The sequence below is a fragment of the Burkholderia sp. JP2-270 genome, from assembly GCF_003233675.1.
Classification (GTDB): Bacteria; Pseudomonadota; Gammaproteobacteria; order Burkholderiales; family Burkholderiaceae; genus Burkholderia; species Burkholderia pyrrocinia_C.
Genome location: NZ_CP029825.1, coordinates 1608086 through 1630140, shown reverse-complemented (window position 1 = coordinate 1630140; position 22055 = coordinate 1608086). Strand labels below are relative to the sequence as shown.

17 protein-coding genes are annotated in these 22055 nt (G+C 67.1%); 11 read left to right on the top strand and 6 right to left on the bottom strand.

Annotation, left to right across the window (positions count from 1 at the left end):
* Positions 1-246 precede the first annotated feature (246 nt).
* Complete coding sequence (locus DM992_RS25220; RefSeq protein ID WP_111019113.1) at positions 247-1842, top strand: thioredoxin family protein; 1596 nt, start codon at positions 247-249, stop codon at positions 1840-1842.
* Positions 1843-1881: 39 nt separating this feature from the next.
* On the opposite strand, the gene DM992_RS25215 is transcribed toward DM992_RS25220, so the two are convergent.
* The gene (locus tag DM992_RS25215; protein ID WP_111020388.1) at positions 1882-2133 is read right to left on the bottom strand and encodes a DUF4148 domain-containing protein; all 252 of its coding nucleotides are present in this window, start codon (positions 2131-2133) and stop codon (positions 1882-1884) included.
* Between the two features lie 395 nt (positions 2134-2528).
* On the bottom strand, positions 2529-3932 hold the full coding sequence (locus DM992_RS25210) for a GntP family permease (RefSeq protein WP_111019112.1): 1404 nt from the start codon (positions 3930-3932) through the stop codon (positions 2529-2531).
* Between the two features lie 317 nt (positions 3933-4249).
* Here DM992_RS25210 and DM992_RS25200 point away from each other — a divergent pair, with 317 nt between their 5' ends.
* From DM992_RS25200 to DM992_RS25180, 5 genes are all read left to right on the top strand, one after another.
* Positions 4250-5728: a sigma 54-interacting transcriptional regulator gene (locus DM992_RS25200; protein WP_111019110.1), complete on the top strand. Its 1479-nt coding sequence runs from the start codon at positions 4250-4252 to the stop codon at positions 5726-5728.
* Between the two features lie 54 nt (positions 5729-5782).
* On the top strand, positions 5783-6310 hold the full coding sequence (locus tag DM992_RS25195) for a BON domain-containing protein (protein WP_111019109.1): 528 nt from the start codon (positions 5783-5785) through the stop codon (positions 6308-6310).
* Positions 6311-6371: 61 nt separating this feature from the next.
* A complete protein-coding gene (locus DM992_RS25190) occupies positions 6372-6644 on the top strand; it encodes a hypothetical protein (protein WP_111019108.1) in 273 nt (90 codons plus the stop codon).
* A gap of 103 nt (positions 6645-6747) precedes the next feature.
* On the top strand, positions 6748-7047 hold the full coding sequence (locus DM992_RS25185; protein ID WP_111019107.1) for an H-NS histone family protein: 300 nt from the start codon (positions 6748-6750) through the stop codon (positions 7045-7047).
* A gap of 573 nt (positions 7048-7620) precedes the next feature.
* Complete coding sequence (locus tag DM992_RS25180; RefSeq protein ID WP_111019106.1) at positions 7621-9978, top strand: GNAT family N-acetyltransferase; 2358 nt, start codon at positions 7621-7623, stop codon at positions 9976-9978.
* A 653-nt stretch (positions 9979-10631) separates the two neighbouring features.
* On the opposite strand, the gene DM992_RS25175 is transcribed toward DM992_RS25180, so the two are convergent.
* Together DM992_RS25175 and DM992_RS25170 are read right to left on the bottom strand one after the other, a co-directional pair.
* Entirely contained in the window at positions 10632-11183 is a 552-nt protein-coding gene (locus DM992_RS25175) for a hypothetical protein (protein WP_034181621.1), read from the bottom strand.
* Between the two features lie 171 nt (positions 11184-11354).
* Positions 11355-12176: an IclR family transcriptional regulator gene (locus DM992_RS25170; protein WP_111019105.1), complete on the bottom strand. Its 822-nt coding sequence runs from the start codon at positions 12174-12176 to the stop codon at positions 11355-11357.
* 665 nt (positions 12177-12841) lie between these two features.
* Here DM992_RS25170 and DM992_RS25160 point away from each other — a divergent pair.
* Positions 12842-13690, top strand: a complete 849-nt coding sequence (locus tag DM992_RS25160) for an ureidoglycolate lyase (protein ID WP_111019104.1) — start codon at positions 12842-12844, stop codon at positions 13688-13690.
* A gap of 140 nt (positions 13691-13830) precedes the next feature.
* Here DM992_RS25160 and DM992_RS25155 read toward each other — a convergent pair whose 3' ends face one another.
* Positions 13831-14214 (bottom strand): VOC family protein, encoded by a 384-nt coding sequence (locus DM992_RS25155; RefSeq protein ID WP_111019103.1) that lies wholly within the window; start codon positions 14212-14214, stop codon positions 13831-13833.
* A 123-nt stretch (positions 14215-14337) separates the two neighbouring features.
* Here DM992_RS25155 and DM992_RS25150 point away from each other — a divergent pair, with 123 nt between their 5' ends.
* Positions 14338-14958, top strand: a complete 621-nt coding sequence (locus DM992_RS25150) for an ABATE domain-containing protein (RefSeq protein WP_239511439.1) — start codon at positions 14338-14340, stop codon at positions 14956-14958.
* Positions 14959-15006: 48 nt separating this feature from the next.
* On the opposite strand, the gene prpR is transcribed toward DM992_RS25150, so the two are convergent.
* Positions 15007-16989, bottom strand: coding sequence for a propionate catabolism operon regulatory protein PrpR (gene prpR / locus DM992_RS25145; protein WP_111019101.1), 1983 nt, complete (start codon positions 16987-16989; stop codon positions 15007-15009).
* 170 nt (positions 16990-17159) lie between these two features.
* Here prpR and prpB point away from each other — a divergent pair, with 170 nt between their 5' ends.
* The 3 genes from prpB to acnD all read left to right on the top strand — a co-directional run bounded on the left by prpB (position 17160) and on the right by acnD (position 22054).
* Positions 17160-18053, top strand: coding sequence for a methylisocitrate lyase (prpB, locus tag DM992_RS25140; protein WP_111019100.1), 894 nt, complete (start codon positions 17160-17162; stop codon positions 18051-18053).
* 149 nt (positions 18054-18202) lie between these two features.
* Positions 18203-19375 carry a 2-methylcitrate synthase gene (gene prpC, locus DM992_RS25135; protein WP_034181628.1) on the top strand — a complete coding sequence of 391 codons (1173 nt, stop codon included), beginning with the start codon at positions 18203-18205 and terminating at the stop codon, positions 19373-19375.
* 84 nt (positions 19376-19459) lie between these two features.
* Positions 19460-22054, top strand: coding sequence for a Fe/S-dependent 2-methylisocitrate dehydratase AcnD (gene acnD / locus DM992_RS25130; RefSeq protein ID WP_111019099.1), 2595 nt, complete (start codon positions 19460-19462; stop codon positions 22052-22054).
* Position 22055: the final 1 nt, after the last annotated feature.

The following is a 22055-nucleotide window of genomic DNA, read 5'->3' as shown; positions in this document are numbered from 1 at the left end:
TCATATTCATTCGAGAATTCGTTCGTTTTCCGCAGGCCGCGCCGGTCGCATCGTTGATCGATTTGCCGGTCGCATCGGCCGGCGTGCGCTTTTTTTGCGTCGATGCGTACGCCATGCGCCGCTGCATTCCGGCGTGCGACTCGCCGCACGCCGGTGCGCTTCATCGTTTCATGAACATCGCTTCATGGTCATCGTTTCGCGCGACACATCTTCCCGCAACCGTCTCTTTCAACGGAACCTGCTTCGATGAAAACCGCTCTCCGGAATCTGACTGCCGCCTGCCTGTTTGCCGCCGCGGGTGCGGCGTTTGCCGCTGCAGCGCCTTCGGGCGCCGCGGTGGCGAGCGCGTCGCCCGAAGGCGCGCATCTGCCGCCCGGTATCGCATGGCAGCACGGTGATGTCGATGTCGCCTTTGCGCTGGCGAAGCGCACCGGCAAGCCGCTGCTGCTCTACTGGGGCGCGGTGTGGTGCCCGTCGTGCAACCAGGTGAAGTCGACCATCTTCAGCCAGCAGGCATTCAAGACCCGCTCGTCGTTTTTCGTGCCCGTGTATCTCGACGGCGATACCGAAAGCGCGCAGAAGCTCGGCGAGCGTTTCAAGGTGCACGGCTATCCGACGATGATCCTGTTCCGCCCCGACGGCACCGAGGTGACGCGGCTGCCGGGCGAGGCCGATCTCGACCGCTACATGCAGGCGCTGTCGCTCGGGATGACGGCCGCGCATCCGGTGCGGCAGACGCTCGCGACTGCGCTGAAGAACGGCGCGTCGCTGACGCCGGACGAATGGCGCCTGCTGGCCGACTATTCGTGGGACACCGACGGCGCGCTGCCGGTGTCGGCCGATCGTGTCGCCGAGACGCTGCAGTCGCTCGCGCAACGCGCGCGGGCAGCCGGCGCGAAGGCCGAATCGGCGCGGTTTGCACTGAAGTCGGCGGTGGTCGCCGCGTCGGACGATCCGGCGCAGGCCGGCGCGCTCGACAAGGCGGCGCTGGCCGATTCGCTGCGCACGGTGCTGCGCGATCCCGCGCTGGCGCGGGCCGATTCGGACGTGCTGGTCGCCGCACCCGCGCGCGTGGTCGCGTATCTCGGCGGCGACGACGCGCAGCGCGCGAAATTGCGCGGCGCGTACGACACGGCGCTCGCGCGCCTGTCGACCGACACCACGCTGTCGTCGATCGACCGGCTGATGGCACTGCACGGCCGCGTGCTGCTCGCACGCGGCGACGCGCGCAAGGGCGCGGCGCTCGCTGCGCCGGCGCTGGCCGACACCGCGCGCAAGCAGATCGCCGCGTCGGTGCAGGGAGCCGCGAATGCGTATGAACGGCAGGCGCTCGTCAGCGAAGGCGCGGACACGCTGACCGACGCAGGGCTGTACGACGAGTCGGATGCATTGCTGAAGGCCGAGCTGCCGCGTTCGTCGACGCCGTATTACTTCATGTCGGGGCTGGCCGCGAATGCGAAGGCGCGCGGCGACAAGGCCGCGGCGCTCGACTGGTATCGCAAGGCATACGACTCGGCGAGCGGGCCGGCGACGAAGCTGCGCTGGGGCGCGACCTATTTTGCGAATGCGGTCGAACTGGCGCCGGACGATTCGGCGCGCATCGAAGGGATTGCCGCGAGCGTGCTCGCGCAGGCCGACAAGACCCGGGACGCGTTCTACGGCGCGAACCTGCGCGCGTTGACCAAGGTCGTCACGCAATTGAACCGCTGGCGCAGCGGCGGCGCGCACGATGCGTCGGTCCGGTCGGTCGTGAAGCAGTTCGATGGCGTATGCGGGAAACTGCCCGCGGGCGATCCGCAGGCAGCGGCGTGCGCGAAGCTGATCCAGCCGGTGAAGGCGTAACGGCGCACGCGCACATCGTCGAGCGGGCCGGACGATAGATTACCGGCCCGACTCCGACGACGCGCCGCGATCGCTGCCGTATCCGGCGTCGTGCTGACGGGCGATCTTCGCTTCGGCGGAAACGATGCTGGCCGGATAGAACCAGTCGCTCGACTGGAAGCCGGCCTGCTTGAGCGCCTTCACTTCGGCGTGGACCTGCGCGCGCGTCAGCGGCTGGTTCGACTGCGCTTGCGCGGCGAGCGGGGCCGATACGGCCAGGGCAATGGCAACGGCTTGGATCAGGCGCTTCATGAGCGGGACCTCCATGATTTCGGTGATTCGCCGCGCTTCGTTCGTCGAAGCGACGGGCGACGTTGAAACCAGTGTAGGCCGGAGCAGGCGCGCGAAAAATGCGATCGCGCCCAACGCAGTGTTTTGTAGCGGGTAACAATGGGCAGGCGGTGGCGGGCGATGCCGGATGTCGGCTTGACGAGAGTGACGGGCGACAGGCCACGCGAGCTGTGCGGCGGTGTGGAGCCGACCGGTTCCGGCGAGCGGGGAAATGAAATCGGACCGGATGCGAACTCCGGAATCCATTCCGGTTCGCATCCGGTCCGATCGTGACAGGCCAGTGGGGCTTGCAGAGGCCTGCACGGCGACGCGGCAGGCCGGAAGGCGGCGTACGGAACGCCGCCTCATGCAGGCACTTACACGAGCCCCGTCGTGTAGTACACCGCGATCACGAAGAACACCGCGAGCGTCTTGATGACGGTGACCGCGAAGATGTCGCGATACGACTCGCGGTGCGTGAGGCCCGTGACTGCGAGCAGCGTGATGACCGCGCCGTTGTGCGGCAGCGTGTCCATGCCGCCGCTCGCCATTGCGACGACCCGGTGCAGCACGTCCATCGGAATGTTGGCTGCCTGTGCACCCTTGATGAACAGGTCCGACATCGCGGCGAGCGCGATGCTCATGCCGCCCGACGCCGAGCCCGTGATGCCGGCGAGCGAGCTGACCGACACGGCCGCGTTGACGAGCGGGTTCGGGATGCTCTTCAGCGCATCGCCGACGACCAGGAAGCCCGGCAGCGCGGCGATCACGCCGCCGAAGCCGTATTCCGACGCGGTGTTCATCGCGGCGAGCAGTGCGCCGCCGACGGCGGCTTTCGAGCCGGCCGCGAAGCGGTCGCTGACGCGCCTGAACGCGGTCAGCACGACCAGCACGATGCCGAGCAGCAGCGCCGCCTCGACCGACCAGATCGCGACGACGGTCTTGATCGACGTCGTCACCGGCGTGTGCACGCCCGGCAGCACGTCCGGCGCGACCGTGTACGACGCGGCGCCGTACCATTGCGGGATCAGCTTCGTGAACAGGAAGTTCGACACGCCGACGAGGATCAACGGCAGAATCGCGAGCGCCGGGTGCGGCAGCGACGTCGCCTCGACGCGCTCCGGCTCGTTGACGAGCGATGTGCCGTAGCCTTCGCCCTTCGCCATCGCCGAGCGGCGGCGCCATTCCAGATAAGAGAGGCCGACGACGACGATGAACAGCGAGCCGATCGTGCCGAGCGCGGGTGCGGCCCACGCGGTCGTCTTGAAGAACGTGGTCGGGATGATGTTCTGGATCTGCGGCGTGCCGGGCAGCGAATCCATCGTGAACGAGAACGCGCCGAGCGCAATCGCGCCGGGCATCAACCGCTTCGGAATGTTGCTCTGGCGATAGAGTTCGGCCGCGAACGGATAGACCGCGAACACCACGACGAACAGCGACACGCCGCCATAGGTGAGCAGCGCGCACACCGCGACGATCACCGCATTCGCGCGCGAGCGGCCGATGTAGCGGATCGCCGCATGGACGATCGACTCGGAGAACCCGGACAGTTCGATCACCTTGCCGAACACCGCGCCGAGCATGAACACCGGGAAATACAGTTTGACGAAGCCGACCATCTTCTCCATGAAGATGCCGGAGAAGACCGGTGCGACGGCGGCGGGTTCGGTCAGGAGCACCGCGCCGAGTGCGGCAATCGGCGCGAACAGGATCACGCTGTAGCCGCGATACGCGGCGTACATCAGGAACGCCAGCGCGGCGAGGACGATCACGAAAGACAAGGGGAGTCTCCTAATGGCTTTGGTTGTTGTTCGATCGCGCGATGCGCCGCGGACCGGCTCAGGTTCGTGCAGGTTTCGTGCCATCGGCCGGATTGCGCCGCCGGACATGGGTCCGACGGAGACCGGCGGGGCCGCGCCGGTCCATGTCTGACGATTCTACAGAAAACGTCTCCATCCGGAGACGTTACGGCCATCCGGCCAGCTCGTGAAATCGGGCAGGGCTTTCCCGGACAACCCGTTGTGGCGTGTCTCCATAGTGAGATAATCCGTCTCGTTCCGGAGACATCCGGCCGAAAATACACGGAGACGAAGACACGATGATGAACGACTGGGCCCGCCTGCCCGTCAACTACGGCGACGTGCTGCGGCGCGCCGCCGAGTCGCTGTTCCGGACCTTCGAGGATTCGAGCGCGGGCACGGTGGTCGTCGATCGCGACGCGCGCGTCGTGTGGATGAACGAGCGTTACGCGGCGCGCTTCGGTTTCGCCGATCCGCAGCAGGCCGTCGGCCTCGACTGTGAGGCCGTGATCCCGAACAGCCTGATGCGCGAGGTCGTGTCGACCGGGCAGCCGATCCTGCTCGACATCATGGAGACGGGCCGCGAGCCGCTCGTCGTCACGCGCCTGCCGCTGAAGAACGAGGCCGGCGAGACGGTCGGGGCGATCGGCTTTGCGCTGTTCGATCAGTTGAAGACGCTTACGCCGATCTTTTCCCGCTACGTGCAGCTTCAGCAGCAACTGATCGCGACGCAGCGCTCGCTCGCACAGGCGCGTCGCGCGAAATACACGTTCGCGAGCTTCGTCGGCACGAGTGCCGCGAGCCTCGAAACCAAGCGCCAGGCGCGGCGGGCCGCGCAGGTCGATTCGCCGGTGCTGCTGCTCGGCGAGACGGGCACCGGCAAGGAACTGCTCGCACACGCGATCCATGCGGCTTCGGCGCGTGCGCTCCAGCCGCTCGTAACGGTCAACGTCGCTGCGATTCCCGACACGCTGCTCGAAACCGAATTCTTCGGCGCGGCGCCCGGTGCGTACACGGGCGCCGACCGCAAGGGGCGTGTCGGCAAGTTCGAGCTGGCCGATCGCGGCACCCTGTTTCTTGACGAAATCGGCGACATGCCGCTGCCGCTGCAGGGCAAGCTGCTGCGCGTGCTGCAGGACAAGGAGTTCGAGCCGGTCGGCTCGAACCGGATCGTGCGCGCGGACGTCCGGATCATCGCCGCGACGTCGGCCGACCTGCCGGCACTCGTGGAGGCCGGGCGTTTTCGCGCGGATCTCTATTACCGACTCAACGTGCTGACGATCCACGCACCGCCGCTGCGCGAGCGGGCGTCCGACATCGCGGCGCTCGTGTACGCGACGCTCGAGGAACTGGCCGCGCAGCACGGACGCGCCGCGCACTGCGAGCTGACCGACGACGCGCTGCGGATGCTGTGTGCGTATCCGTGGCCGGGCAACGTGCGCGAGTTGCGCAATACGCTCGAACGCGCGCTGATGCTGTCGGACCGTTCGGTGATCGATGCGCGTGCGCTCGCGCCGTTCCTCGGGCCGGTACGCATATCGACGGACGGCGCGTCGCCGGCGCAGCGGGTCGCGGCGGCATCGGTCGAGCAGGGCGCGGGCGATGCATCCGGTGCGCCGGCCGCGTCGTATGCCGATGCATTGGCGGCGTGGGAGCGCCAGTTCCTGATCGACGCGCTGGCGGCCTGTGACGGCAGGGTCGTGGAAGCCGCCGCGCGCATCGGGATCGGTCGCGCGACGCTGTACAAGAAGCTGGCGGCGCTGGGCATCGACCGGTAGGCCGATCGGCGGCGCCGACGCGGCCGGAGTTGAAGCATCGAACAGGAGATCACGATGAAGCGGATCGGTATCGCAGGTTGGCTGACCATGTTGCTGGCGACCTCCGCGCTCGCGCAGTCCGGCGGCGCGGACGCGCCCGAGGCGCGGCGCAACTGGTACAACGATCCGTTCGTCGCGCTGTCGCAGGATCTGGCCGAATGCCCGCTGCCGCTCGGCCCGTGGATGACCCGCGCGGAGATGTCGGACGATGCGCATTACCGCGCCGAACGTGGCACCACCTGCTGGCTCGCGCACCGCTGCACGAAACCGAATTCGTATATGTATGACGCACCGATCGCCGACGCCGCGAAGGCGCACTTCGCGGGCTCCGATCGCCTGCACGGTACGAGCCTGTGGATCACCGTGCAGCGGCGTTTCATCTATGTCGAAGGATGCGCGGATATGGCGTTCGATCGACAGGCGCTGCAACGCGAACTCGAGGCGCTTCCGGACGTCGAGCAGGTGTTCGTTCGTATCACCGACGATCCGCGCCGGAGCTTGCCGTACAAGGCGCGCGGGCAACCGGACCGCGCACCGAACTGACGACGGAAGGGCAGCGCATGGCATACTCGCGACATTTAAAAAATGGTTGACGGGAAGAATAATGAAACACATGCTTGCGTCGGTCTGTCGGTGGCCTCGGGTGGCCGGATTGTTGGCTCTGGTCGCAGGGCTCGGCGGGTGCGGTGGCAGCGCGCCGCTGTTCACTTCGGACGGGCGCCCGACCACGCAGGTGCAATGCACCGGCAGCGGCTGGAGCAATTGCACGGACAATGCCCGGGCCATGTGCAACGGGGATTTCGAAGTGATCCAGCAATCGACTGATGACGCCGTGCGAAATCTTCTCTTCGCATGCAAGAAGAAAAGCGGTTACTGATCCCGAAATGACCGGCCGAGGAGACCGCGATCGGGCGAAGCGCTTTTCTGCCTGCTTGGAGTCGTCTATTTTTCACGAATAACACTCACGGAGTCCCATCCATATGGCGACCTACAGGCAACTGACCGCGCAGCTCGAACGACTTCAGCAAAAGATCGACAAGGAACGCGAAAAGGCGATTGCCGACGCGATTGCCGATATCCGCGCGAAAATCGACGAATACGACATTACGCCGGAAGAGCTTGGTTTTCGTCCGGTAGGGACGGCCGCCGCTACCTCGAAGCCGAAGCGCACATTGCCGCCGAAATACCTGAATCCGAAGACGGGCGAAACCTGGAGTGGCCGCGGGCGCGCGCCGGCGTGGCTCGGCAAGAATCGCGCACGTTTCCTGATCAAGGACTGACTCCCGAAAATCCTCACCTTTCGTGCGTTGACTGACGGTGCGAACGGCCATGCGGCCGTCGCACCGTTTTGTTTTTGTGCCGTCGCCGTGCGATTCCCGCTGACGAATTGCAGTGCAATGCCGCACGATTAACGGATCCCGTTTTGCGAATTCGCCGCGATTCGGCTGCTTATCGCGGTGAATTCCGGTAAACAACCGTGCAATTGCGCAGTGCATGTGCATTGGCAATCGCCATTTCCGCGGTGCACGCCTGCCGCAGATTTGCATCACCTTTCGCGTGTTTGCGCGTCGTGCCGTGCAATTCCCGAAGATACTCACCATGGCTCCTGTAAATCCTCACCTTTGAGGAAGCGGCGGCGTTGCGCCATGTTGCTTGCGGCATGCGGCCGATGTCGCGTCGCGCTTGTGTTGCAGATCCATGGTGCGAGCGTTGACGTTCGTCGGGTAGTCGGCCGTTCGGCATATAGGCAGCCGCATGCGCTTCGCCTATGCTTGGGGTTCGCGTCGAGCGGCGCGCGGCCTGTCCGTGCCGTATGCCGCTCGGGTCGTCTTTCGTTACCGCAGGGAGCCGATGTGACCGTTCGCCATCTCGATGCGTTGTTCCAGCCCAAGTCCGTTGCGGTCGTCGGCGCGTCGTCGCGCGTGGGCAGTATCGGCGCGATGGTGTGGTCGCGCGTGCTCGACGGCGCGTTCGACGGGCCCGTGTGGCCCGTCAATCCGAAATATCGCGAGCTGAACGGGCATACGGTCGTGTCCGACGTCGACCGGCTGCCCGCGCCGCCGTCGGTAGCCGTGATCTGCACGCCGCCCGCGACCTGGGCCGGTATCGTGCGCAAGCTCGGCGAACTCGGCACGCGCGTCGCGGTGATCGTCGGTGAGGCGCGCACGGATGCCGATCGAACCGCGCTCGATCGCACGCTGAAGGCGGCGAAGCCGTTCGTGCTCCGTATCGTCGGGCCCGGCAGCCTCGGTGTGCTGTCGCCCGCGCGGCATGCTCATTTCGGCGCGCCGGCCTATACGGCGCGCTCGGGCGGCGTCGCGTGGGTGTCGCAATCGAATGCGTTGACGAACGCGGCGCTCGGCTGGGCCGATGCGCGGGGCCTCGGCTTTTCGCATGTCGTCGCGCTCGGCAGCGAGTCCGACGTCGATGCGGGCGACGTGCTCGACTATCTGGCGAGCGATCCCGGCACGCGCGCGATCCTGCTCGAACTCGATACCGTGCGTGCCGCGCGCAAGTTCATGTCGGCCGCACGTGCGGCCGCACGCAACAAGCCGGTGCTCGCGTTGCGCACCGGGCGCGCCGATCCCGGCGACGCGCTCTATACGGCGGCGTTCCAGCGCGCGGGGATGGTGCGCGTCGATGCGCTCGACGATCTGCTCGACGAGATCGAGACGCTCGGCGTCGGCCGTGTCACGGCGCGCGGCGCGGCGACGCTCGTGACGAGCGATGCGGGCGTCGCGAAACTGGCGGTCGATGCGGTCGCCGAGGTGCGCGACGTGCTGTCCGACTGGTCGCCGGCTGCAACCTCGGCCGTGTCGGCCGCGCTACCGCATCTGGCTGCGCCCGGCAATCCGCTGACGCTGGGCGATGACGCGCGCCCCGAGCACTTCGCCGCGGCGATCAAGGCGCTCGCGCCGTTCCCGCAAACTGGCACGCTGTTCGTCGTCCATTCGACGTCCCACAGCGCGCCGGCCGATTCGGTTGCGCGCACGCTGATCGAATCGCGGCAGTATGCGCATCGCGGCATCCTCGCGTGTTTCTTCGGTGCGGTCGACGCGGCGACGCGCGATGCGCTGCACGCGAACGGCATTCCCGTACACACGACACCGCAGCGGCTCGCGCGCGCGTATGCGCGTCTCGTCGACTACAACCTCGGGCGGCAACTGCTGATGCAGACGCCCGAGGGCACGCCGCTGCAGCCGGCCGAGTGCGTTGCGTCTGCACAGGCCGACGCGCGCCGCATGGTCGAAACCGGCCAGCATGAACTGGCCGGCGAAGCCGCGCTGCGCTGGCTGTCCCATTTCGGGCTGCAGGGCGAACAGGCGGGCGAGCCGGCCGGCGCGAAAGTCGTCGATGTCATGGTCGACATGTACGACGATTCGAACTTCGGTCCGGTGTTTCGCTATGCCGTGCCGCCTGCGGACGGCGTGTCGGCGCCATTCGTCGTCTACGGCCTGCCGCCGCTGAACACCGTGCTCGCCCGCGCGGTGATGGAGCGCTCGCCGTATGCGCGCCGCACGCCCGTCGAGCCGACGCTCGACGCGTTGACGGCGCTGTCGCAGGTCGTCTGCGACGTGCGCGACGTCGTCGCGATGTCCGTCACGCTGCGTGTGTTGTCCGATCGCGCGCAGGTGATCGCGCCGCGCATCACGCTGGCCACGGGGCGCAGCCGGCTTGCGATCATGCCGTATCCGCGCCACCTCGAGCAGACGCTCGAGTGGCGCGGCGAGACGGTGACGATCCGTCCGATCCGTCCGGAAGACGAGGCCGCGCATAACGAACTGCTCGGCGCGATGACGCCGGACGATCTGCGGATGCGTTTCTTCGGCGCGGTGCGCGGCTTCGATCATTCGCAAGTGGCGCGCATGACGCAGATCGACTACGACCGCGAGATGGCCCTCATCGTGTCGTACACCGATGTGTCGGGGCGCGACCATACGCTGGCGGTCGTGCGCGCGGTCGCCGATCCCGACAACGAGACGGCGGAGTTCGCGATCGCGGTACGGCCCGATCAGAAGGGCAAGGGGCTCGGCCGGCTGCTGATGAACCGCATCATCGACTACGCACGCTCGCGCGGAACCGCATGGATGATCGGCGAGGCGCTGCGCGAGAACTCGGCGATGATCTCGCTCGCGAAGTCGTGCGGTTTTGAGGTGTCGACGACGGAGGAGCCGGGCGTCGTGGGTTTCAGGATGCAGTTGCAGCCGTAGCGTTTGTCGGCTGCGTGAAGCGCGGCGCTATCGCATGCAGTCGATGGTGCCAATCCTTCACCGTGTTGCACCTGTTTTCATTCAGAGATGCAAAACATTCGAGCCGGCATCTTGTACGAAACGCCTAAACGTATCGGGCTCGTTCGCTACGTCGATATCGACGCACGCATAGCGCCCGGAGGCGTTTGCTGTGTGCCGCACTATCGGCTTCGCACAGCCGTTTCACCCGAGGCGTTCACGCGCGTTCGCAACCGCGTTCCGGCCTCGCCAATTCGGAATCAGCGCAAAGGTGAGACTTTTCGGGAGCCGCGAGTGAGCTTTTCCGGGGAAGTGTGGTGAGCCGATACGGGAGCATTCGGTGGGCCTTCCCGGGAACGGCCGGTGAGCACCTGCGGGAGGCGCTGGTGAGCCTTTCCGGGACACGTTGGTGGAGGGGTTGCGGGAGGGGCCGGTGAGGACATTCGGGAGACGTTGGCGAGGGTCTCCAGGAGCTTTGGGTGAGCTTTTTCGGGAGGTGTTGGTGAGCGCTTGCAGGGCACCAAGGTGAGACTTTTCGGGAGCATGCGGACGCACGGCTCCCGCGAGCGCGGCGCCGGCCATTGCCGGCGCCACACGTGGGTGCGAGCACGCATGAACCGTGCCCGCGATCAGATTCAGGCAGCGAGTTTCGACGCCGCGTCGTTCACCTGGTCGCGCGAAATCGCGAGTTCCTCGAGGTGCGGATCGGCATAGACGGCGCCGGTTTCGCGCTCGAGACGGGCGATCGTCAGCGCGCAACGCGCGGTGTCCTTCGGCATTGCGATGAAGCGCTTGACCGACTCGCCGGACGTGAATGCTTCGAACAGCGCGCCGCGCACGTCGTCCGGAAGCGTCTTGGTCCACTGGTACGGCTTGCCGTTGAACGTGATCGACGGCGGCAGCGTGCGTTCCTTCTTGGTCGCCGTGATAAGCCCATAGGTGCGGGCCGCATCGCCGATCTGCTCGGGCGAGAAGAGCTCGTCGGGCGTGATGTCGAACTGCTCGATGTAGTTCTCGATCGCCTGCATCGCGGCGGCACGATCGTCGCGCTTCTTCTGCGCGCGCGCGACGATATCGCGCAGCTCGTCCGCCTCCTCGGGCGTGATCGTGAAGCTTGCCTGCTTCTGCTGAAGTTCGGAGAAACGCTGGAATTCTTGATCGTTCAGAAGTTTGGCCATGACATCCATCGGACACGACGGCCGCGACAGCCGGCCGCCGTAGTTTTTGAGAGGGCCGCTATTCTAGCGTAGCGCCGTGAGCGCACGATGTGGCACCGTGGATCGGGCACTGCACAGGTATTGCGCGACCGGGTCCGGCGCAACTGCGCCGGACCCGGTGCGCTTCGTTGAACCCGCGCGTCAGCAGGCCTCGATGCGGCCCATCGACAGATGGGCGGCCGTGTCGCGCAGCCCTTCGACGGCGACGTCGACGGACGGTGCCGTGTGCACATCGATCCGGCGCATGTACGGGCAGGTCAGTACCGCGATCGCATGGCCGGACGGCCCGAGGATCGGTGCGGTCAGGTCGGTCACGCCGTATGCCTGGCGGCTGTCCTGGCGCAGATAGCCGGACTGCCGGATGGACTGGCACGCATGCGCGAGTTCCTGCTCGTTCAGCGGCGCTTCGCCCCTGACCTTGCGATGCTCGGCCAGCATGTGCGCGCGCTGCTCGGCGCCCTGGAACGACAGCATCACGCGCCCCGACGCCGTATCGGCGAGCCCGACGCGCGAGCCGAGCCGGACCGACACGCCCCACGGGCCGGGCCCGTCGACCTGCGCGATCACGAGCAGGTTGCCGCGATCGTAGACCGACAGGTGGCACGACTGTTCGGCGGCATCGGCGAAGCGCTGCATCGGCGGCAATGCCTCGGCGATCAGCCGGTTCATCGGCGGATGCCGGTGCGCGAGCGCGAACAGCTTGAGGCTGAGCGTGTAGCGGTCGCCGCCGGTCGAGCGCATCACATAGCGGCGTGCGACCAGGCGTTCGAGCATCCGGTAGATTTCGCTCGCGTTGCGGCCGAGTTCCTTCGTGATTTCGGTGCGGGTGAGTCCTTCCTTCTGCTCCGACAGGAGTTCGAGGATGTCGAGGCCTTTGTCGAGCGCGGGCGCGCGATAGCGATCGATTGCGGCCATCGATTCCCGTGCGTCGCAGCCGGAAAGCGGGTCGTTGGTTGTTTGCATTTTTAGTGTGAGGTTGGGGGGATTACCGTCGATCGGTTGGCGACGCACGCTGGCCGGTTCTGCACGTGCATAAGTCGGCCCCGCGTATGGCGATGAAAACCATTCATACGAGCTTAGCAATAAACATACAGTGTGCAATGCAGCGTCCATTTACCGATCATTACCTGACAAGAACGGATTGGCAAACGTTTCCGATGACAGGGGCACCCCGAATAGCCAGTATTCAGGCGCCGATGGCAGGCAACGGCGACCTGCGCGGCGGATCGCTTTGCGTTGGCGCGTCCAATGTTGCGCCGCAGTGTCTGCAGGCGCACCAATAGTCGGTATCCGTCGCCCGTCATTTCACGGTGCGCGGCCGATGGTACAAAGGCTTGCGGGCCAGCGACGGTGCGGCCGCGCGTGAAGTCGGCCGGCATCGGCCGGCACGCGTCGCGGGTACCGGGCCGTCGTCGCCGATGCGCAGACCGGCGGCCGCCCGTTCGATGCGCGCCGTGCTTTTCGTGCGGCGCCGCGATCGCTGCGCACGCGCGACCCTTGCGCGTCGACGGCATGCCGGATGCGGTGCCAACGCGCGCAATCGACGATCGACAATCAGTCCGGCGCGCGGCCGCGAATGGCCGCGTCGGCCGGTATCCTGTCCCATTCGACAACAGAGGTTGACCACGATGAAACTGCTTCGCTATGGCCCGTCCGGCCAGGAAAAGCCCGGTATTCTCGACGCGGACGGCCGGATTCGCGACCTGTCCGCGCACGTGCCGGATCTTGCCGGCGATGTGCTGTCCGACACCGGTCTCGCGCGGCTGCGCGCGATCGATCCGGCCACGCTGCCGCTCGTGTCCGGCGAGCCGCGCATCGGCGCATGCGTCGGGCACGTCGGCAAGTTCATCGGCATCGGCCTGAACTATGCCGATCACGCCGCCGAAGCCGGCATGCCGGTGCCTAAGGAACCGGTCGTGTTCGGCAAGTGGACGAGTTCGATCTGCGGCCCGAACGACGGCATCGACATCCCGAAGGGTTCGGTCAAGACCGACTGGGAAGTCGAACTGGGCGTCGTGATCGGCGCGCGGTGCAAGGATGTCGACGAAGCGAGCGCGCTCGATTACGTCGCGGGCTATTGCGTCGTCAACGACGTGTCCGAGCGCGAATGGCAGATCGAGCGCGGCGGCCAGTGGGACAAGGGCAAGGGCTTCGACACGTTCGGCCCGATCGGTCCGTGGCTCGTGACGCGCGACGAGGTGCCCGATCCGCAGCGTCTCGACCTGTGGCTCGAAGTCGACGGCCACCGTTATCAGAACGGCAACACGCGCACGATGGTGTTCACCGTGGCGCAGTTGATTGCCTATCTGTCGCGCTGCATGACGCTGCAGCCGGGCGACGTGATCACGACCGGCACGCCGCCGGGCGTCGGCATGGGCATCAAGCCGTCGCCGATCTTCCTGACGGCCGGCCAGGTGGTGCGCCTGGGGATCGAAGGGCTCGGCGAGCAGTTGCAGCGCACGCGCGGCGCACAGTAACCGCACGAGCCGCGATCCCGTCGAGCGACCGCTGCAGGCGGTCGCCGGAAACCGGGCGCTGACGCATCAAAACCAGGAGCCCGATTCCGCGCAATGCGGAATCGGGCTTCTGCCATTTGTACGCGGTGTACGCGGGCGGGTCACACGACGTTGTCGAGTTCGCAATGCGCTTCCAGCCGATACCCGTCGGGATCGACGACGAACGCCGCGTAGTAGCCGGGGCCGTAGTGTTCGCGCTTGCCGGGGCCGCCGTTGTCCTGGCCGCCGTGCTCGAGCGCGGCGCGGTAGAACGCGTCGACCTCGACGGGCGAAGCGGCCTTGAACGACAGGTGCAGCCCCGATTCGGGATCGGCGGCGACCGGGCGGGCAGCGTGCTGCAACCACAGCTCCGGTTCGGTCGTGCCGTACCCGATGGATCCGTCGTCGCTATACAGCCGCTTGTAGCCGAGCGCGCCGAGCGTGCTGTCGTAGAACGCGCGGCTGCGGTAGTTGTGGATAACTCCGCGGGAATGGCGATCGATCATCTGTGGCTCCTTGAACTGAAGGGGGCGTCAGTACAGCAAACCTTTTTATAACTACCATGCTGGTTATGTTAGAAAGCGTCCGGACGCTTGTCAACCGGCATGGTGGTTAGATACGATGGCACCATGAGCAATACGCAACCTTCCGTCACGATGGACTGCCTGATACCGGCGCCGCCCGAAACCCTGAGCATCGATTTCGCGAACACGCTGTACTGGCGTGGCAGCGAGGCGCCGACGGAAACCTTCGGAGCGATGGACGACCTGCTGGCGTGGTGCCGCGAGCAGGCCGGCGTGCCGGCCGGGCTGGCCGACCGGTGCCGCGTGCGCGGTAGGGAGGAAGGCGAGCCGGCGATGCTCGCGCGTGCGCTCGCGTTGCGCGAGGCGTTGTATCGGCTCTTTCATGCACAAGCCGAGCGGCACGAGCCGCAGGCCGACGATCTCGCGCTGCTCGGCGGCTTCCTGGCGGAAGCGTCGCCGCGGGTCGCGCTGGCGCGCGTCGACGGCGGTTATGCGTGGCGGATCGGGGACGCGGGCGCAACGCTCGCGGGGCTGCTGAGCCCGGTGCTGTGGTCGGCGATCGACCTGCTCGGCGGCGCGCGGCTCGCGAAGGTCAAGCGATGCGCGAACGACGCATGCCGGTGGCTGTTCATCGACGACAGCAAGAACGGCAGCCGCCGCTGGTGCTCGATGTCGTCGTGCGGCAATCGCGCGAAGGCGTACCGCCACTATCACAAGGCCCACTGACGGGCACGTTCAGGCACGCGCCTGCGAGCGCATCGGCCCCGAACCTGCCTATTTCGCCGACAACTTCCGCCACAGCGTCGTCTTGCTGATGCCGAGCATCGCGCATGCGCGGTCGCGGTCGCCGCCGCACGCGTCGAGCACCGCGCGGATCTCGTCGGCTTCCGCGCGGCGGCGGCGCGCGTGCAGCGTCTGCGTATCGTCGGTATCGGCCGCGTCGGGCGGCGCCGCGAACAGCTCGGGCGCGATTGCCTGCAGCGCGTCGGGATCGAGCGCGGCGCACGCGGCGGCCGGATCGTTTTCATCGGCTTCCTCGGCGAGTTCCACCGCGATCCGCTCGATCACGTTCTGCAGTTCCCGCACGTTGCCGGGCCACCGGTAGCGCGCAAGCGTTGCCTGCGTCGCGCCGAGCACGCGCGCAGCGTCGCCGGCGTCGCGCAGACGTTCGGCGAGGCGCGGCTCGCGCCGCGCGGCCTGCACGAGCAGCGTCGCCGCGAGCGCGGGGATGTCGGCCGCGCGCTCGCGCAGCGGCGGCAGGCCGATGTTCAGGATGTTGAGCCGGTAATAGAGATCCGCGCGGAACGTGCCTGCCTCGACGGCCGCGAGCAGCGGGCGGTGCGTCGCGGCGATCACGCGCACGTCGATGCGGATCGGCTCGGTCGAGCCGAGGCGGATCACCTCGCGCTCCTGCAGCACGCGCAGCAGCCGGCTCTGCAGCGACGGCGGCATCTCGCCGATCTCGTCGAGAAACAGCGTGCCGCGGTGCGCGGCCTCGAACAGCCCGGTCTTGCCGCCGCGCCGCGCGCCGGTGAACGCGCCTTCCTCATAGCCGAACAGCTCGCTCTCGAGCAGCGCTTCCGGAAACGCGCCGCAATTGACCGCGACGAACGGGTAGCTGCGCCGCGCGGACAGCGCGTGCAGGCTTTGCGCGATCATTTCCTTGCCGGTGCCGCTTTCGCCGAGCACGAGCACGGTCGCGTCGGATTTCGCGTAGCGGCGCACGAGGTCGCGCACGCGCGCCATCGGCGCCGATGCGCCGATCACGTCGTCGAGCGCGTAGCGCGCCGCGAACTGCTGCGTGGTCGGCTGCGAACGCAGCGCGCGATCGAGCCGTTCGACCGCGCGCGATTCCTGGAACGTCAGCACGCTGCCCGACGTGACGCCGCGATCGACGAGCGGCCCGCGATGCACGACGTAGCGCACGCCGCGCACGGTCGCGAGCGCGTCGCCGTCCTCGCCGCGCAGCGTGCGCAGCTCGGGCCGCAGGTCGACGAGCGCGCGGCCGACGGCCGCCGCGGGTTCGACCCCGAGTGCCGACGCGAGCCGCTCGTTGATCGCCTCGACGCGGCCGCGCGCGTCGAGCGCGACCACGCCGTCGCGCAGGTGCTGAAGCAGGTTGTCGAGCCGCTGGCGGCGGAACGCCTCGGCGTGCGTCGCATACGCGACTTCGAGCGCCGTATCGACGGCCTTGCGCACCGATGCATGCGAATACAGGAACACCGCGCCCATGCCGGCACTGGCCGCAAGGTCGGTGACGAGGCCGGGGCCGACGATCGTCTCGATGCCGCGGTCGCGCAGGTCGTGCACGCAGGCTTCCGCTTCCTGCGCGGACTGATATGACGCAAACTGCACGTCGAGGCCGTATGCGGCGACGAAGCGGCGCACTTCGGGCGGCGTTTCCCCGGCGCTGACGAGCGCGATCCGCGACGCGTCGCGCCGGGCGCGCGCGAGCGCCTGCATCACGTCGAAGCCGGTCGGCGACACGACCACGACCGGCACCTGCGCACGCGTCTTCAGGAAGGCGCCGTTCGAGCCGGCCGCGACGATCACGTCGGGCCGCGCGGCGCCGGCCTCGGCGATCGCGCTGAGCGCATCCTCATACGCGCGCGTCACGATGCGCACGTCGGCGCGTTCGTCGAATTCGCCCGCGATCTCGCGAAAGAAGTCGCGCAGGCGGCTGATGCCCATCGCCCAGATGCGCGGGCGCGCCGCGCGATCGGCCGGGTCGACGGGCTTGGTCGAGGAGAGGTCCATGGCGATCGATTATGCGCGCGGGATTTCATTTTTGAAACATGAAATTGCCGAATTGAAATTTCCTGGCACTGCATCGCCCGCGCCGGTTGCTTAAGAATCAGTGGGTTAGCGATGTTTCGCGAGCTGGCCCGGTCCTTGCTGTTATCGGGCATTCCTTCAGGAGGCCGTTCATGAGCAACACGCATCTTCAGAGCGCCGGCGCGAAATTCCGCGCGGCAGTCGCGGCCGAGCAGCCGCTGCAGGTGGTCGGCGCGATCACCGCATACGCAGCCAAGATGGCGCAGGCGGTCGGCTTCAAGGCCGTGTACCTGTCGGGTGGCGGCGTCGCCGCGAACTCGCTCGGGATACCCGATCTCGGCATCAGCACGATGGAAGACGTGCTGATCGACGCGAACCGGATCACCAACGCAACCGACCTGCCGCTGCTCGTCGACATCGACACGGGCTGGGGTGGCGCATTCAACATCGCGCGCACGGTCCGCTCGTTCATCAAGGCCGGCGTCGCGGCCGTGCATATCGAGGACCAGGTCGGCCAGAAGCGCTGCGGCCATCGTCCGGGCAAGGAAGTCGTGCCGGCGGAGGAAATGGTCGATCGCATCAAGGCCGCGGTCGACGCGCGCACCGACGACCAGTTCGTGATCATGGCGCGCACCGATGCGGCCGCCGCCGAAGGGATCGACGCGGCGATCGAGCGCGCGGTCGCGTATGTCGAAGCCGGCGCCGACATGATCTTCCCGGAAGCGATGAAGACGCTCGACGACTACCGCCGCTTCAAGGCGGCCGTGAAGGTGCCGATCCTCGCGAACCTCACCGAGTTCGGCTCGACGCCGCTGTTTACGCTCGACGAACTGCGCGAGGCGAACGTCGACATCGCGCTGTACTGCTGCGGCGCGTATCGCGCGATGAACAAGGCCGCGCTGAACTTCTACGAGACGCTGCGCCGCGACGGCACGCAGAAGGCGGCCGTGCCGACGATGCAGACGCGCGCGGAGCTGTACGATTTCCTCGGCTATCACGAATACGAGCGCAAGCTCGACGAACTGTTCGCGCAGGGCAAGAAGTAACGCGGCCCGCGCCCCCGATACACGCATTCGAGTGTTGTATGGGGCCAGAGTGCGCCTTGCGTGGGACCGGAGCAAGTGCTGAAGCACTAACACCGGTCGACAAGCGCTGAAGCGCCAACACTGGCCGACAAATTTTGGAGAACGGAAACATGAGCGAGACGAAAGACGCAGCAGCACCGGCCGCCGCAGGCGCATTCAAGCCGAAGAAGTCGGTGGCGCTGTCGGGCGTGACGGCCGGCAACACGGCGCTGTGCACGGTCGGCAAGACCGGCAATGACCTGCACTACCGCGGCTACGACATTCTCGACGTCGCCGAGTCGTGCGAATTCGAGGAAATCGCGCACCTGCTCGTGCACGGCACGCTGCCTAACCTGACCGAACTGGCCGCGTACAAGACCAAGCTGCGCGCGCTGCGCGGCCTGCCGAGCGCGCTGAAGGCGGCGCTCGAGCAGATCCCGGCGTCCGCGCACCCGATGGACGTGATGCGCACGGGCGTGTCGGTGCTCGGCACCGTGCTGCCGGAGAAGGACGACCACAACCTGCCGGGCGCGCGCGACATCGCCGATCGCCTGATGGCGTCGCTCGGTTCGATGCTGCTGTACTGGTATCACTTCTCGCACAACGGCAAGCGCATCGAAACGGAAACCGACGACGATTCGATCGGCGGCCACTTCCTGCACCTGCTGCACGGCAAGACGCCGTCGAAGTCGTGGGTCGAGGCGATGCACACGTCGCTGATCCTGTACGCGGAGCACGAATTCAACGCGTCGACGTTCACGGGCCGCGTGATCGCGGGCACGGGCTCGGACATCTACTCGGCGATCACCGGCGCGATCGGCGCGCTGCGCGGGCCGAAGCACGGCGGCGCGAACGAAGTCGCGTATGAAATCCAGAGCCGCTACAGCTCGCCTGACGACGCCGAAGCCGACATCCGCCGCCGCGTCGAGAACAAGGAAGTCGTGATCGGCTTCGGCCACCCGGTCTACACGATCTCCGATCCGCGCAACAAGGTGATCAAGGGCGTCGCGCACAAGCTGTCGAAGGAAGCGGGCGACACGAAGCTGTACAACATCGCCGAGCGCCTCGAATCGGTGATGTGGGAAGCGAAGAAGATGTTCCCGAACCTCGACTGGTTCAGCGCGGTGTCGTATCACATGATGGGCGTGCCGACCGCGATGTTCACGCCGCTGTTCGTGATCTCGCGCACGTCGGGCTGGAGCGCGCACATCATCGAGCAGCGCATCGACAACAAGATCATCCGCCCGAGCGCGAACTACACGGGCCCGGAAGACCTGCAGTTCGTGCCGATCGAGAAGCGCTGAAACGCCAGCAGCGTGCAGCGGCCGATGCATGACGCATGCACGGCCGCCGCGCGCTGAACGTCCTACCCAGTCTGCCCCCACATCATGAATACCGCCAACCGCAAACCCCTGCCCGGCACGTCGCTGGATTATTTCGACGCGCGCGCCGCGGTCGAAGCGATCGCGCCCGGCGCCTACGACACGCTGCCGTACACGTCGCGCGTGCTCGCCGAAAACCTCGTGCGCCGCTGCGATCCGGCAATCCTCGCCGATTCGCTGAAGCAGATCATCGAGCGCAAGCGCGAGCGCGACTTCCCGTGGTTCCCGGCGCGCGTCGTGTGCCACGACATCCTCGGGCAGACGGCGCTCGTCGATCTCGCCGGCCTGCGCGACGCGATCGCGGACGGCGGCGGCGACCCGGCGAAGGTGAACCCGGTCGTGCCAGTGCAGTTGATCGTCGACCACTCGCTCGCCGTCGAATGCGGCGGCTTCGATCCGGACGCATTCGCGAAGAACCGCGCGATCGAGGATCGTCGCAACGAGGATCGCTTCCACTTCATCGAGTGGACGAAGAAGGCGTTCGAGAACGTCGACGTGATCCCGCCCGGCAACGGCATCATGCACCAGATCAACCTCGAGAAGATGTCGCCGGTGATCCAGGCGCAGGACGGCGTGGCGTTTCCGGACACCTGCGTCGGCACCGACAGCCACACGCCGCACGTCGACGCGCTCGGCGTGATCGCGATCGGCGTCGGCGGGCTCGAAGCAGAGAACGTGATGCTCGGCCGCGCATCGTGGATGCGCCTGCCCGACATCGTCGGCGTCGAGCTGACCGGCAAGCGCCAGCCCGGCATCACCGCGACCGACATCGTGCTCGCGCTGACCGAGTTCCTGCGCAAGGAAAAGGTGGTCGGCGCATACCTGGAATTCCGCGGTGCGGGAGCTGCGAGCCTCACGCTCGGCGATCGCGCGACGATCTCGAACATGGCGCCCGAATACGGCGCGACGGCCGCAATGTTCTTCATCGACGGCCAGACGACCGACTACCTGCGTCTCACCGGCCGCAGCGACGAGCAGGTGAAACTCGTCGAGACCTACGCGAAGGTGGCGGGCCTGTGGGCCGATACGCTGGACAATGCACAGTACGAGCGCACGCTGACGTTCGACCTGTCGAGCGTCGTGCGCAACATGGCCGGCCCGTCGAACCCGCACAAGCGGCTGCCGACGTCCGACCTCGCCGCGCGCGGGATCGCCGGCCAGTGGGAAGAGAAGGCGGGCGAGATGCCCGACGGCGCGGTGATCATCGCCGCGATCACGAGCTGCACGAACACCAGCAACCCGCGCAACGTGATCGCCGCGGCCCTGCTCGCGCGCAACGCGAACGCGCGCGGCCTCGTGCGCAAGCCGTGGGTGAAGAGCTCGCTCGCGCCGGGCTCGAAGGCGGTCGAGCTGTACCTGGAAGAAGCGAACCTGCTGCCGGAACTCGAGAAGCTCGGCTTCGGCATCGTCGCGTTCGCGTGCACGACCTGCAACGGGATGTCGGGCGCGCTCGATCCGAAGATCCAGCAGGAGATCGTCGATCGCGACCTGTACGCGACGGCCGTGCTGTCCGGCAACCGCAACTTCGACGGCCGCATCCATCCGTATGCGAAGCAGGCGTTCCTCGCGTCGCCGCCGCTCGTCGTCGCGTATGCGATCGCGGGCACGATCCGCTTCGACATCGAGAAGGACGTGCTCGGCCACGACCAGGACGGCAAGCCGGTCACACTGAAGGACATCTGGCCGACCGACGAGGAGATCGATGCGATCGTCGCGTCGAGCGTGAAGCCCGAGCAGTTCCGCAAGGTCTACGAGCCGATGTTCGCGCGCAGCGCCGATGCGGGCGAGCGCGCGGCGCCGCTGTACGACTGGCGGCCGCAGAGCACGTACATCCGCCGTCCGCCATACTGGGAAGGGGCGCTTGCCGGCGAACGCACGCTGCAGGGCATGCGCCCGCTCGCGGTGCTCGGCGACAACATCACGACCGACCACCTGTCGCCGTCGAACGCGATCCTCGCGAACAGCGCGGCCGGCGAATACCTCGCGAAGATGGGCTTGCCGGAAGAGGACTTCAACTCGTACGCGACGCACCGGGGAGACCACCTGACCGCGCAGCGCGCGACTTTCGCGAACCCGACGCTGATCAACGAGATGGCGGTGGTCGACGGCGCGGTGAAGAAGGGCTCGCTCGCTCGCGTCGAGCCGGAAGGCAAGGTCATGCGGATGTGGGAAGCGATCGAGACGTACATGAATCGCAAGCAGCCGTTGATCATCGTCGCCGGTGCCGACTACGGCCAGGGCTCGTCGCGCGACTGGGCCGCGAAGGGCGTGCGGCTCGCGGGCGTCGAGGCGATCGCCGCCGAAGGGTTCGAGCGGATCCACCGCACGAACCTGATCGGGATGGGCGTGCTGCCGCTCGAGTTCAAGCCCGGCACGAACCGGACGACGCTCGGCATCGACGGCACCGAGACCTTCGACGTGATCGGCGAGCGCAAGCCGCGCGCCGACCTGACGCTCGTGATTCACCGCAGGAACGGCGAGCGCGTCGAGGTGCCGATGACGTGCCGGCTCGATACGGCCGAGGAAGTGTCGATCTACGAAGCCGGCGGCGTGCTGCAGCGCTTCGCGCAGGACTTCCTCGAATCGTCGCAGGCGGCGTGAC

Coding starts and splice junctions, on each gene's coding strand:
- DM992_RS25190 (WP_111019108.1), top strand. CDS start 6,372: ATGAAACACATGCTTGCGTCGGTCTGTCGGTGGCCTCGGGTGGCCGGA.
- prpC (WP_034181628.1), top strand. CDS start 18,203: ATGAGCGAGACGAAAGACGCAGCAGCACCGGCCGCCGCAGGCGCATTC.
- DM992_RS25195 (WP_111019109.1), top strand. CDS start 5,783: ATGAAGCGGATCGGTATCGCAGGTTGGCTGACCATGTTGCTGGCGACC.
- prpB (WP_111019100.1), top strand. CDS start 17,160: ATGAGCAACACGCATCTTCAGAGCGCCGGCGCGAAATTCCGCGCGGCA.
- DM992_RS25155 (WP_111019103.1), bottom strand. CDS start 14,214: ATGATCGATCGCCATTCCCGCGGAGTTATCCACAACTACCGCAGCCGC.
- DM992_RS25215 (WP_111020388.1), bottom strand. CDS start 2,133: ATGAAGCGCCTGATCCAAGCCGTTGCCATTGCCCTGGCCGTATCGGCC.
- DM992_RS25220 (WP_111019113.1), top strand. CDS start 247: ATGAAAACCGCTCTCCGGAATCTGACTGCCGCCTGCCTGTTTGCCGCC.
- DM992_RS25160 (WP_111019104.1), top strand. CDS start 12,842: ATGAAACTGCTTCGCTATGGCCCGTCCGGCCAGGAAAAGCCCGGTATT.
- DM992_RS25185 (WP_111019107.1), top strand. CDS start 6,748: ATGGCGACCTACAGGCAACTGACCGCGCAGCTCGAACGACTTCAGCAA.
- acnD (WP_111019099.1), top strand. CDS start 19,460: ATGAATACCGCCAACCGCAAACCCCTGCCCGGCACGTCGCTGGATTAT.
- DM992_RS25170 (WP_111019105.1), bottom strand. CDS start 12,176: ATGCAAACAACCAACGACCCGCTTTCCGGCTGCGACGCACGGGAATCG.
- DM992_RS25200 (WP_111019110.1), top strand. CDS start 4,250: ATGATGAACGACTGGGCCCGCCTGCCCGTCAACTACGGCGACGTGCTG.
- DM992_RS25150 (WP_239511439.1), top strand. CDS start 14,338: ATGAGCAATACGCAACCTTCCGTCACGATGGACTGCCTGATACCGGCG.
- DM992_RS25175 (WP_034181621.1), bottom strand. CDS start 11,183: ATGGATGTCATGGCCAAACTTCTGAACGATCAAGAATTCCAGCGTTTC.
- prpR (WP_111019101.1), bottom strand. CDS start 16,989: ATGGACCTCTCCTCGACCAAGCCCGTCGACCCGGCCGATCGCGCGGCG.